This is a genomic window from Methylolobus aquaticus, assembly GCF_054172105.1.
Map to the genome: position 1 here is coordinate 159,276 of NZ_JBSYXP010000011.1, position 12,006 is coordinate 171,281.

Below are 12,006 nucleotides of genomic sequence, written 5' to 3' on the forward strand. Positions count from 1 at the left end.
CGGAAAGCAAATGTAGGGTGGGTTAGCGACTTGAGCCGCAACCCACCAGCCACTGCCTCGGTGGGAGCCTGTTCCTTGCACGATAACCCACCACCCTACATCGGAGATTAACCATGAGCCAGAATGCAGAAAAGGTCCTCGATCACTTCAATCTGTTCCGCGAGCCGGAATACGTCGACTTGTTTGCGAAGAAGCGCAAGGAGTTCGAGTTCATGCCGCCGGACGAGCAGGTGGCGGAAGTTCGCGAATGGGTGAAGACCGAAGAGTACAAGGAAAAGAACTTCGCTCGCGAAGCCCTCGTCGTCAATCCCGCCAAGGCCTGCCAGCCTCTGGGCGCGGTGTTCGCCGCGGTCGGCTTCGAAAGCACCTTGCCGTTCGTGCACGGATCGCAAGGTTGCGTCGCGTACTACCGCTCGCACTTCAGCCGTCACTTCAAGGAGCCGACCTCGTGCGTGTCGTCCTCGATGACCGAAGACGCGGCCGTGTTCGGTGGTCTGAACAACATGGTCGACGGTCTGGCCAACTCGTACAACATGTACAAGCCGAAGATGATCGCGGTCTCGACCACCTGCATGGCAGAGGTCATCGGCGACGACTTGAACGCCTTCATCAAGACCTCGAAGGAAAAGGGCAGCATTCCGGCCGAATTCGATGTGCCGTTTGCGCATACCCCGGCGTTCGTGGGCAGCCACATCACCGGTTACGATAACGTCATGAAGGGCATCGTCCAGCACTTCTGGGACGGCAAGGCCGGCACCGCGCCGGCGCTGGAGCGCACGCCGAATGAGTCGATCAACTTCATCGGCGGCTTCGATGGCTACACGGTCGGCAACCTGCGTGAAGTCAAGCGGATCTTCAATCTGTTCGACATCGATTACACCATCCTCGGTGACAACAGCGATGTCTGGGATACCCCGACGGACGGTGAGTTCCGCATGTATGACGGCGGCACCACGCTGGAAGCGACGGCCAATGCGCTGAATGCCAAGGCGACGATCTCGATGCAGGAATACTGCACCGAGAAGACCCTGCCGTTCATCGCCGAGCACGGCCAGGAAGTGGTTGCGCTGAATCACCCGATCGGCGTCGCCGGTACCGACAAGTTCCTGATGGAGATCTCCCGTTTGACGGGCAAGCCCATCCCTGCGGAACTGGAGAAGGAACGTGGCCGCCTGGTGGATGCCATCGCCGACTCCACGGCCCACATCCACGGCCAGAAATTCGCCATCTACGGCGATCCGGATCTGTGCTACGGCCTGGCGGCTTTCCTGCTGGAGCTCGGCGCCGAGCCGACCCATGTCCTGGCGACCAACGGCGGCAAGGCCTGGGAAAAGAAGATGCAGGAACTGTTCGACTCCTCGCCGTTCGGCAAGAACTGCAAGGTCTACGCGGGCAAGGACTTGTGGCACATGCGCTCACTGCTGTTCACCGATCCGGTCGATTTCCTGATCGGCAACACCTACGGTAAGTACCTCGAGCGTGACACCGGCACCCCGCTGATCCGCATCGGCTTCCCGATCTTCGATCGCCACCACAAGCACCGCTACCCGGTGTGGGGCTATCAGGGCGGCCTGAACGTCCTGGTCTGGATCCTCGACCGCATCTTCGACGCCTTCGATGCGAACACGAATGTCCCGGCCAAGACGGACTACAGCTTCGACATCATCCGGTAAACCAACCGCACCCACCGTAAAAGCGGGATAGTCCAAGCCGGAGCGCCCTGACCCAGGACGCTCCGGTGCACTCCCGAACATCGAGGAACCCAAAATGGGCAACGTCACTTTTTCCAGTCCCCTGATGCCGAAGGACCTGACGGTCTACGCGGTCGCCGGGGACACCCACACGCTGCTGAAAGTCGCGAAGCAGCATAAGATCCCGCTGCCGTTCGAATGCGAGGACGGCGAATGCGGCTCCTGCGTCATCGAAGTGCAGGAACTGTCCGACAAGCCGTTCATGGCCCAATCCCTGACCGAGAAGGAACGGGCGACCCTGCTGGCGGCCGGCAAGCTGACCAAGGCGCAGATCGAAGACGCGGTGGTCAACGACCGCCCGCCGCCGTTCCGCCTGGCCTGCCAGTTCATCGTTCGCCACGAGGACATCCTCGTGAAGTTCAGCGGCGAGCCGGGCGTGGTCTAGCCGAAGTCGAACCCGGTCCAAGTCAGCGGACCAGGATGCCGGCGGCCGAAGGGCTGCCGGCATTTTTCGTTGTACTGCAGCGTCGCGAGCGTCCGTCGAGCTACATATCACCGTCAGTCATTCATCGTCCTTCTGACTCCGCGCGCCTTTGCAGGGAGATTGCACGAAGGTCAGCACAGGATTCTGAAGCATGTCTTTCCGGCGTGAAATGCCGAAAGCACAATCACAGGGACGTGACCCCATTCTTGCCGAGGCGTTTCGCGCGCATGGCGCACGCTTTATCTCTCTATTCTTTGCTTCGCAAGGTGCAGAATCCCCGGCTGATCACCGGGAGGGTTGCGGGGAAGCCGTGCGCACGAGACATCTGGATTCCTGTGTTCCTGCGGGAAATTGAAAGCCGCGAAGCTTGCAAGCGATTCCGTCGCTATCCTGCCCACTCTTCGTGCCCCAGCGGCAGTTGGCGGAGTTCATGCTGATAGCGACGCCACGTCGGCAGGTGCCGATCCATCAGCGCGATGAACCGATCGTTATGATGGCGTTCGAGCAGGTGCATCAGCTCGTGCACGACGATGTACTCGATGCAGCCCTCGGGCTTCTTGGCCAGTTCGAGATTCAGCCAGATCCGCTGCGTATCCGGGTTGCACGAGCCCCATTTCGTCTTCATCCGCTTAATACCCCAGTGGCTGGCCTGGACGCCCAGCGTTGCTTGCCAGCGCGCGAGCAGAGGTGGCACGCGGACTTTGAGCGACTGCCGATACCAGTGCTGCAGCGCGGCTTCCCGCTGGTCGCGGGTGCTGCCGGGGCGAACGCACAGCTCGAGGGTATCGAGTCCCTGGATTGCTACACGTGGCGCGCCTTCGCGTTCCCGGACGCGTAGCCGATAGCGCTGGCCGAGAAAGTAATGGCTCTCGCCGTTGACCATCTCCCGCTGCGACTGTCGCGGCTGTTCTTCGAACTTCTCTCTCTGTCGGCGTATCCACGCGAGCTTGTCGACGACCGCGAGCCGCACGGCATCGTCGCTTACCAGCAGCGGCGCGGCGACCCGCACCCGCCCATGGGGTGGATAGACGCCCAAGTGCAGGTTCTTGATGTCTTTGCGCACGACCTCGACGGTGATTCCGGCGACCGTGATGCGATGCGGTTCAGTAGTCATCCTGGTGCAGCGCAAGATTCAGGAGGCGCTCGATCTCGGCCTCGAGTGGATAGCTGTCGTTCGGGTCGTCGTGGATGCCCATGCCGACGCGTGCTCGGTGCGCCGACTGAAGCGCCGCCCTGATCGCGTTCCGGACCTTTTTGGTCTTGATCGGATGCGTTTTCCAGCCTTGCTGCAAGCTCCCCATGATCGCGGCATCGACGGCCAGAGCCAGCGGCTCGTCTTCGCCCAGATTGTTGTACAGCGTTCGTTGTGCCGGGGTCCTGAGGCTCGCCGGATGTCCACCGTTTCCGCTGCCGCGTTGTGCCGCCGCGCGGGTCAGGTCCACGACCTTTTCCAGATGTTCCTTGTAGCTCAGCATGCCCTTCCGGCGTTGCTCGATCAGCGCATCGAGCAGCTTCGACAGCTTGTCGTAATACGCCGGGTCGATCGGTGATTCGTTGATGATCAGCTTGCGGACGTTGTTCTCGATCGTCTCGGCGACGGTCTCCTCCTTCTTCTTAATGTTCTTGGGTAGCGTATTGATCGCCGCGGCGCCGCGCTCGACGATCAACTGGATCAGGCTCAAGTCATCGAAGGCTGAGATCTTCTCGCTGTCCTCGGCTCGGATGTAGGTGTCGATCAGGTGCCGCATGGCCGGCTCGTAGGCCTTCAAGTCGATGTAATCGCCGCTGTTAAGGCGCACCGCATCGCGGACCTGCGTGTAGTGATCGACTTCGGCCTTGATCGCTGCGATCGGCTCAGCTGTGTAGCCGGCATCGGCCAGTTCGTTGGCGATAGCCGCATAGGCGCGCAGCAGCGCCGCGGTGTGCTGGTAGAGCTTGACCCGTTTCGGTTCGTTCTCCTTGAGCTGCTCGGCGTTGCCCGAGTCCGCGGCGCAGAAGTAGTGGAAGTAGTCCTCAAGCGCTCTGGGTGCCGAGACCGGCTCGCACAGCGCCTTGATGCGCTCGCGCGCCTCGTCCAGATCTTCCCGCGCCTGCTCAAGTCGGTTTGTCAGTAGGCCAGCGACATCACTTTTGTCGTAGCCGTCAAAGGCACCGCTGGTGTAATCGTGGACGGCGCCCTCCAGGCTCTTGAACAAGTCCTTGTAGTCGACGATGTAGCCGTAATCCTTGCTCTCCCCGTCCAGCCGGTTGACCCGGCATATGGCCTGAAACAGGCCGTGATCGCGCATTTCCTTGTCGATGTAGAGGTACGTTGCGGACGGTGCATCGAAGCCGGTCAGCAGCTTGTCGACGACGATCAGAAGCTTCATCTGCCCTGGCTGGTCGATGAACGCCTTCTTGACCTCCTTTTCGAAGGTCTCGGCCTTCTTGACCGCTGACTCCGGGGGTTCGCCGAACCAGTCCGCCAGCATCTGCGTGTAGACCTGGTACTTGAACAGGCTATCGGTTTCGCCCTCGCCCGTGGCCTCACCCTTGGCATCGGCGACTGATGGCGCGTAGCTGGTCACGATCGCGCAGCGCGTTTTCAGCTCGGTGGCTTCGAACAATTCATAGACCTTGCAGGCCTCGTAGATGCTGCCGGTTACGAGCATCGCGTTGCCGTGCCCGCTCATCAGCCGAGGGCGGATGTTCATGTCGAACACGATGTCGTTGACGATCTTCTGCAAGCGGCCCTTGCTGGACAGGACGCGTTGCAAAGTACCCCATTTCTGCTTGAGCTGGGCCTTGGCCAGGTCGTTCAAGCCTTTGGTCTTGGCCTCGAACCATTGGTCGATTTTGTCCTGGCTCGTCAGCGCCTGGTCGATGTCCCGCGCTTCGTAGCGGAGATCCAGCACCACGCCCTCGCGCACCGCCTGATCGAATTTGTAGGTATGGATGTACCGTCCGAACACCTCGATGCTGCGCGCCTTGTCCGACTTCAACAGCGGCGTGCCGGTGAAGCCGAGGAACACGGCATTCGGCAGGATGCCCTTCATGGCTTGATGGAGATCGCCGGACTGTGTGCGATGGCATTCGTCGACGAACACGTAGACATCGCCCTTGGCCTGGAAGCCGGGCGGCAGCCTCTTGATAGCCTCGATGAAGGCTTTTGTGCCTTCCGGGTCGTTGTCGCCCTTTCCGCCGAACTTGTGGATCAGCGAGCAGATCAGCGACTCCGTGCTGGCATTCAGCACAGCGATCAGGTCTGCGCCGCTCGTCGTCCGATAGATGGCTTCATCGACGCCCTTGAAGACCTTCTCGATCTGCTCATCCAATTCGGTCCGGTCGGTGATGATCAGGACGCGAGCGCCTGGAATGGTTCCCAGAATCCATTTGGCCAGCCAGACCATCGTCAACGACTTGCCGCTGCCCTGCGTGTGCCAGAGGATGCCGCCCTCGCGCCGCCGGATGAAGTCCTGTGCCGCCTTGACGCCGAAGTACTGGTTTTGCCTGCACAGCTTCTTGGTGCCGGCATCGAACACGGTGAAGTCGTGGATCAATTCGAGGAAGCGCTGCTTCTGGCAGAGCTGCAGCACTTCCCGATCCAGCCGATTCGGTTCCGCAGCGTAGAATCCTGTGTCCTCGACCCAGCGCAGGTAATACTTCTCGGGCGTCTCGATCGCCCCGTAGCGCAGCCCCTCGCTGTCGTTCCCCGCCATCAGCCACTGCACGGTCGAGAAGAACGGCTGGATGAATTCCTTTTTCTGGTTGTCCAGGTTCTGGCGGATGCCTTCGGCAAGCGAAACCGTGGAGCGCTTCAGCTCCAGGATGCCCAGCGCGATGCCGTTGACGTACAGCACGAGGTCGGGGCGCTTGGTGCTGGCCTTGGTGTCTGCACCCTTGACTGTGACTTCTTCGACGATCGCGAAGTGGTTGCGTTCCGGATGCTGCCAGTCGATCAGCCAGACGGTGACGTGGTTTTCCCCAGCGGCGGGAAGTACTTTGACGCCGTAGCGCAGCAGTCCGTAGACCGCCTGGTTCCGGTCGTACAGGTGCTTGCTGCTGTCGGAGGCAGTCTTGGTGAATTCGTGCAGCGCGCGGCTGATCAGCAGTTCACCGATACCGCGTTGCTCGAGCCACGAGGTGAGCAGCTCCGGCTCGATGTTGCGGTTGTCGGGCCGGTCGGTCCAGTTGCCGAGATAGTCGTAACCCAGCCGCTGCCGGAACAAGGCGATGATGCGGGCCTGGGTGCGTTTCTCGATTTCTCCGACCGGGGTCAGTCCCATGGTTTGACTCCACTCCGTTGATGAGGAACCCGCGAGTACACGTGCTGGCTCGATGCAGTGTCAGGCATCGGGTCGCTCCAGCGGCGCACAGATGAATCCTTCCCGCGACAACGCATGAATTGCGCCTCGCAACAGGTACGTGTTGGAGAAACCGATCGTGTATTGGCGGGCGTTGTGAGCGATCGGGTGCAACATGCGCCGTTCCACCAGCTTCCGGATCTGGTAGGTCCGTTGTGCGGCATTCAGACCGGGCATTGCATCCTCAAGGTCGCGTGCCTTCGCGATCCCTGCCTTGGCGGCTGCCAGAAGAATCGCTTCCTCCTGACCATTGATTAGCCCCCGCGCGCGGGAGTAGGCCAGGGTAGGAACGAGGATTCTGGACGTGAGGAATTGGTAGTCGGTTAGTTGGTCAACCTTCTGGAGTTCTGTGAGTACGCCTTGCAGCAGATAGAGACACCATTCCTCGAGACTCTGGGGCGTTCCCTTGTCCGCGTGGCCGAGCATCGTGTAGTACCGCTCACGGTCGCTGCAGAACACAGCCGTCGGATTCAGAACGCGCCCCCCGGCCGTGACATTGAATCCATATTTGATCAGCAGCGCATAGGTGAGCAGCCGAACGACCCGTCCATTGCCGTTGCCGAAGGGGTGTATCCAGCCGAAGCGATGATGAGCGAGGGCAACCTTGATCAAGTCGTATTTTCGCGGATCGGCGCGATTGATGAATGCCACCAACTCTTGCATGTAGCCCGGCACTTGAATCGCTTCCGGCGGCAGGTGTTCCGACTGCGCGATGCGGACGGTTCCGCGACGGTACGCGCCGGGTGACGCGTCACCCTCTCGTTGTAGGTCGCGAACCGTGATCGAGTGCAGTTCCCGGATGAGGTGTTCTGTTACGGCTGAACCGTGCTGCACCACCTCCTCGGTGTAATCCATCGCCGCTTCGATTTTGGAAATCTCGCGAAGTTGTTCGTTGCCTGCGGTGTTCCCTTCGACGGTGCTCTCGACGTAGTCGGCCAAGGTGGTGTGATTGCCCTCGATCCGAGCCGATCCCAAGCTCTCTAGCATATGAAAGACGGCTTTGAGCTGAAAGAAGACCGGTGCCGGTGTGCTGCCCTCCAGCCGCAGACGCCTCAGGTGTTCCAGTTCATGCAACACATCCACCAACGGGGAGTCGAAGGCGGGGTTCAATAGCTCAAGGGCAAAGTGCCGGAATGCGGGCATCGGTGCGAGATTTCTCGAAAATGGGGGTAGCGTGATCTGTAATGAAATTGTGTGAGTTTTTTTTAAAACAAGTTTTTACGCTTCGTAAGTTTGCTTTATCTTCTATAAATTACACGGTAGCGTAAGTGTGTCAAATGGCTGACGATCGCCCCGCGTGGAACTGGGGGCGATATTCTTACTCCTTACTGAGTTGTACGGCGATCTGCAGCTTGTCCGGTGTCATCGCACCCGCCCAGTCAACAGTTCCTGCATCAAGCCCTGCGTCAGCCGTTCGGTTCCGTCGCAGTCGGGTGATGCAAGCTGCAACAAATGGGCCTCGTGTTCGGAGCCTAAATGTTCGGAGCTAGCCCGCAAATGTTCGGAGTAAGGCCCCAAATGTTCGGAGCTTGCCTGCCAAATGTTCGGACCTTGCCTGCCAAATGTTCGGACCTGGCGGTGGACTGTGCACCCTTCTCTGTTGCGTAACCCCCAGTTCGAACAAGTCCAACCCATCGTCACCCGGCTACTGGTAACGCGTGTCGCGGTCACGCCACCATTCCGACCGCCAGGATTTCGGCCTCGACATACCGCTTGAAGTCGCCGACGGCGGTGAAACAACGAAAACCCGCCTGGCTGGCGAGTGACAAGATCTCGCTCGGCTCGTTCAAAAGTACCGCCACTGGCTGGCTCAGCTCCTCCTGAATCCCGGTCGGCCACACGAGGTCAAAAATCGCCTTTTGCTCGCCGGTCGTCGGATCGGCGAAATCGTAGGCGAGAATGCCGCGTGGCAAACCCTGTGCCTCCACCCAGGTATTGAGTGCTTCCAAGGCCTCTTCTTCCGCTTCGCTCGTGATTCCGCCGACTGGGATGGCAGGAGTGGGGGCCATCGCGGATGTCGTGCGCTGTAACCAGCGCGAGTCGCCATGCAGCAATTCCTCCAGTCGCTGGTTCGCTTCGGCCGCCAATAGTTCCTTGCGGACCTCGAGGAAGTCGCGATACCGGTTAATGCGCCACAGGGCCGGATCATCCGGTATCCACTGGGAGGCCAGGGAACCCGGTGCATTCTTCTCGGCCTCGACGAAGTAGTCCTGTGGCAGGCGGTCGCTGATCTCGAGATTGGCCTGCTTGGTCAGAAAGCAGAAGTTGGCCAATGCATTGACCTCGGGCCGCGCATACCCGGCTTTGTATAGCTGCGCTTTCGGGAAGATGTGATGAACCTCGAGTCGATTCAGATTGCCGAGCAAGTGGCTGCTCAGTTCGTAGTAGCCATTGCCCAAATCCTTGCTCCTTCCCTTCCGCGTGAGCCAGTAAAGGACCGGATAGAATCGGGCGCCGAGACTCCATCCCGCGAAATGCCCGGGCTCGACTCGGAGGCCGCCGTGCCACAGCCTGAGTTGTTCCAATAACCGGTCGATGCCTCCATCGGGGCCCTCAAGGGCTGCGAGGTCCTGGTCGATGTAGCTTTCGGTCGAACCGGAGAAGCGGCCCCACATGCCGGATTGCATGAACCAGAACAGCAGCTTGTCCCCTTCGCTTGCGCTCAGCGGGCCGCTGCGCTGGTCGAGGTAACGCACCATGACGGGGACGCCGAAGCGCCCGAAAAAGACTTGATCGTGGTCGAGCCCGAGACGTCCATTGATCAGGTTAAGGCTGCTGTCGATATGCTTCGTCGCGCGCTTCAGCCCGTCCTGCACCTCCTCGGCGGATCGATCGTGCAGATGCTGGAACTTCGCTTCGCCGGTCAGGACTGTATTGACCGAGCGCAACAGCCAGTCGAGATTGAAGTGGTAGCCGGCCTGAGTCCATTCCGCCAGCTTGGTCTTCATGACGACCCTGGCTTCCGGCCAATCGGCGCAGATCTTCGCCAGGGCGAGGTCGCCCTTCGAGAGCTTGGTCCCGCCGCTATTTACCCGGTTGAAGATATCGACGACGACGTCCAGCGTCTTGTCGGCGCCGTTGATTTCGTCGATGTGGAAGTTGATCTCCAGGATGCCGAGCAACCGACCCAGGCGAGCGACATAGTCTCCGATCTTGGCCGAGTACTGGGGCAGAACAGTCAATTTGCCGACGAAGTCACCCAGCCCGGCATGTCCATTGCGCAGCAGGGCTGTCACATCGACCCACAGGGGGTCGTCCTGCATCTTGAGTGGCTGGTAGAACTCGAACTTCTCGTCTTCAAGGTGAAAGCGAAGCCCCGTAAACGGCTTCGGGTTACCATCGAAGAATCGCGGTGCTCGGCCGCGCACCACGCCATAGATCGACGTGATGCGTTGCTGGCCGTCCAAAAGGAGTTTAACCACACCCGCCGCAAGCGGGCCATCACCGCGATGGTTTGCGGTCCGAGACTCCGTGGCCCAGACCAGCAGTCCGCCGACCGGATGACGCCGGTACAGTGATTCGAATAGCCCGCGGACCTGATCGCTGTTCCAGACGTAGCCCCGTTGGAACTCGGGCAGTGCCATCTGCCCATCGTCGATCTGGTAAAGAATGTTCGAGATCTGCATACGATTCCCCCGAAGTATGCGGTTAAGGTCAAATCAGACGGTTTCTCCCAATCAGCCGTTCCGGTATCAAGCGATGCTGATGCGTTGGTGTTTCGGGCGGGTTGGCGTCGGTTAGATGAGCCAAGAGCGCCGCCTGAGCAGCGTCAAACATCGCGTAATAGGCGCGATTGCAGGCTCCCTCGATATCGCCATCGCTCAACAGCAAGCGGGCGGAGGCGAGCGCACGGTTCGCCTTTGAGAGGTACTGCTCCGGGGTCACAGCACGATCCCTTCCCGCCGAATCCGTTCAAGCAGAGCCGGGTTCGCGAACCGCTCGGGATGGATCCATTCGTCTTCCCACAGCGGCAGCGGCTCGATCACGACGCCGGTCTCCAGCAGCACATCGAATGCGATGGCGGCCATCCGCAGCGCAGCATCGACCCGGCGACCGGGGGTTCCATGCAACAGTACGGCAATATCGACGTCGCTGTCCGGCCGGCTCTCGCCGCGTGCCTGGCTGCCGAAGACGAGCGCATCGGCTACGTCGAATTCCTGAGCAAGGGCTGCGGTAAAACGGCGTGCGGCCTGAGCGACATGCGGTGCTAGCGTGTGAGTGCTCGCGTTCATCCGATTCTCGTGAGGGAGAATGCCTGTCTGGTTTTGCCGGGCTACACCAGTCGAATCCGCCCGGTCAACAGTTCCTGCATCATGCCCTGTTTCAGCAATCTCGTCTTGTCGCGCCGGGCTTCGAGGGCCGTGATCTCGGCGTCCATGTCGGACAGGACGGTGGCGATAGCGGTTTGTTCCTCGGGTTTGGGCACGTTTATTTCCATGGCCTTTATGTCTGCTGAGTTCACAGAGTCAAAGGTCGACCCTTTTGAGTGCTTCACCCAAACTGGCTCAAGACAGATCAGAAAGTGATACAGGAAATCGTTGTCGTAACGGATGGCGCAGACTCCTCGCCCAAGGCACACGTCAAAGACAGCACGAGAAACTTCGCCGACTGGGGCCCTCACAGACATGAGAATGTCTCCTTCGGTGCCTCGCTTTGTAATCTGGGTAGTGAAAATTCGTCTGATTGTCTTCCGGTCATCAATATCTGCATTACCCTGAATCAGGGGAAGCCCTTCGCCCGTCGTATTGTAGTTTGAAGAACTCGGGGACTGCCCCATGATTATTTCGGCGACATCACCGAGACGCTTCGTTTCCCACTCCCCACTAAACCCCGGCAGTCGCCGCCGACCGGTCAGCAGTTCCTGCATCGCGGCCTGTTTGAGGTCGCGCTTCTTGGCGATGAGTTGGTCGAGTTTAGCGATCAGGGCGTCAACGTCGGAGAGGGCGGTGGCGATGGCTTGTTGTTCGGGGCGAGTTGTCGGCACAGCGAGTTCTGGTCCGAGAATCTCAGAGCGTGACAGATGGGGAATGTCCATTCCCTTTTGCTGAACCAGTAATGACCGCTGAAAGCGCGCGGACGATAGAACGGCCCATAGAAATCCATTCTCGCAAGCCCGCGGAATAAATCTTCCGACCCGCTGCACGAGAAGCGCTGGGCAGTCTGCGTCGTGAAGCTGACTAATTTTGCTTCCAGACTTTGTGAAGGTTCTGTCCATTCCAATGACAATGTCCCCGGGGCGGAGCAAGTAGACAGCAAAGTTTTGGGCGTCAGCAGGCGGCAAAGATTTAGTATCGGACCAATCTGCGCTACCATAGCCGACGTTTTCACCCCGAAGCAGCGGAATACCTTCGCCGTCACTGAACCAACTGGACGGGAAAGGGAATCCAACTTGAAGATCCGCAATACCAGAGGAGCCTGTCAGAATTTTTGTGTGTGAGGTTTACTCTGTCGTTGCAGACGAGGAGCCTTTATGCCAAGCAAGAAGACC

9 protein-coding genes are annotated in these 12,006 nt (G+C 59.7%); 2 read left to right on the forward strand and 7 right to left on the reverse strand.

All coding sequences use genetic code 11. The annotated features are described in order from the left end of the window. Positions 1–113: 113 nt before the first annotated feature. Positions 114–1,673 (forward strand): nitrogenase molybdenum-iron protein subunit beta, encoded by a 1,560-nt coding sequence (gene nifK, locus ACW73L_RS15675; RefSeq protein WP_498923330.1) that lies wholly within the window; start codon positions 114–116, stop codon positions 1,671–1,673. 94 nt (positions 1,674–1,767) lie between these two features. Next, positions 1,768–2,136 (forward strand): 2Fe-2S iron-sulfur cluster-binding protein, encoded by a 369-nt coding sequence (locus ACW73L_RS15680; protein ID WP_129883080.1) that lies wholly within the window; start codon positions 1,768–1,770, stop codon positions 2,134–2,136. A gap of 424 nt (positions 2,137–2,560) precedes the next feature. On the opposite strand, the gene ACW73L_RS15685 is transcribed toward ACW73L_RS15680, so the two are convergent. From ACW73L_RS15685 to ACW73L_RS15715, 7 genes are all read right to left on the reverse strand, one after another. Then, positions 2,561–3,289 (reverse strand): M48 family metallopeptidase, encoded by a 729-nt coding sequence (locus ACW73L_RS15685; protein WP_498923332.1) that lies wholly within the window; start codon positions 3,287–3,289, stop codon positions 2,561–2,563. Then, complete coding sequence (locus tag ACW73L_RS15690; RefSeq protein WP_498923334.1) at positions 3,279–6,440, reverse strand: type I restriction endonuclease subunit R; 3,162 nt, start codon at positions 6,438–6,440, stop codon at positions 3,279–3,281. The genes ACW73L_RS15685 and ACW73L_RS15690 overlap by 11 nt, the downstream gene beginning before the upstream one ends. Before the next feature lie 60 nt (positions 6,441–6,500). Further along, positions 6,501–7,661 (reverse strand): Fic family protein, encoded by a 1,161-nt coding sequence (locus ACW73L_RS15695; RefSeq protein ID WP_498923336.1) that lies wholly within the window; start codon positions 7,659–7,661, stop codon positions 6,501–6,503. A gap of 524 nt (positions 7,662–8,185) precedes the next feature. After that, complete coding sequence (locus ACW73L_RS15700) at positions 8,186–10,144, reverse strand: GmrSD restriction endonuclease domain-containing protein (protein WP_498923338.1); 1,959 nt, start codon at positions 10,142–10,144, stop codon at positions 8,186–8,188. 28 nt (positions 10,145–10,172) lie between these two features. Further along, positions 10,173–10,403 (reverse strand): HEPN domain-containing protein, encoded by a 231-nt coding sequence (locus ACW73L_RS15705; RefSeq protein WP_498923339.1) that lies wholly within the window; start codon positions 10,401–10,403, stop codon positions 10,173–10,175. Continuing rightward, a complete protein-coding gene (locus ACW73L_RS15710) occupies positions 10,400–10,750 on the reverse strand; it encodes a nucleotidyltransferase family protein (protein ID WP_498923341.1) in 351 nt (116 codons plus the stop codon). Before ACW73L_RS15710 ends, ACW73L_RS15705 begins: the two co-directional genes overlap by 4 nt. A gap of 41 nt (positions 10,751–10,791) precedes the next feature. Then, the gene (locus tag ACW73L_RS15715) at positions 10,792–11,733 is read right to left on the reverse strand and encodes a restriction endonuclease subunit S (protein ID WP_498923342.1); all 942 of its coding nucleotides are present in this window, start codon (positions 11,731–11,733) and stop codon (positions 10,792–10,794) included. Between the last annotated feature and the right edge of the window lie 273 nt (positions 11,734–12,006).

Coding starts and splice junctions, on each gene's coding strand:
- nifK (WP_498923330.1), top strand. CDS start 114: ATGAGCCAGAATGCAGAAAAGGTCCTCGATCACTTCAATCTGTTCCGC.
- ACW73L_RS15680 (WP_129883080.1), top strand. CDS start 1,768: ATGGGCAACGTCACTTTTTCCAGTCCCCTGATGCCGAAGGACCTGACG.
- ACW73L_RS15685 (WP_498923332.1), bottom strand. CDS start 3,289: ATGACTACTGAACCGCATCGCATCACGGTCGCCGGAATCACCGTCGAG.
- ACW73L_RS15690 (WP_498923334.1), bottom strand. CDS start 6,440: ATGGGACTGACCCCGGTCGGAGAAATCGAGAAACGCACCCAGGCCCGC.
- ACW73L_RS15695 (WP_498923336.1), bottom strand. CDS start 7,661: ATGCCCGCATTCCGGCACTTTGCCCTTGAGCTATTGAACCCCGCCTTC.
- ACW73L_RS15700 (WP_498923338.1), bottom strand. CDS start 10,144: ATGCAGATCTCGAACATTCTTTACCAGATCGACGATGGGCAGATGGCA.
- ACW73L_RS15710 (WP_498923341.1), bottom strand. CDS start 10,750: ATGAACGCGAGCACTCACACGCTAGCACCGCATGTCGCTCAGGCCGCA.
- ACW73L_RS15715 (WP_498923342.1), bottom strand. CDS start 11,733: ATGGACAGAACCTTCACAAAGTCTGGAAGCAAAATTAGTCAGCTTCAC.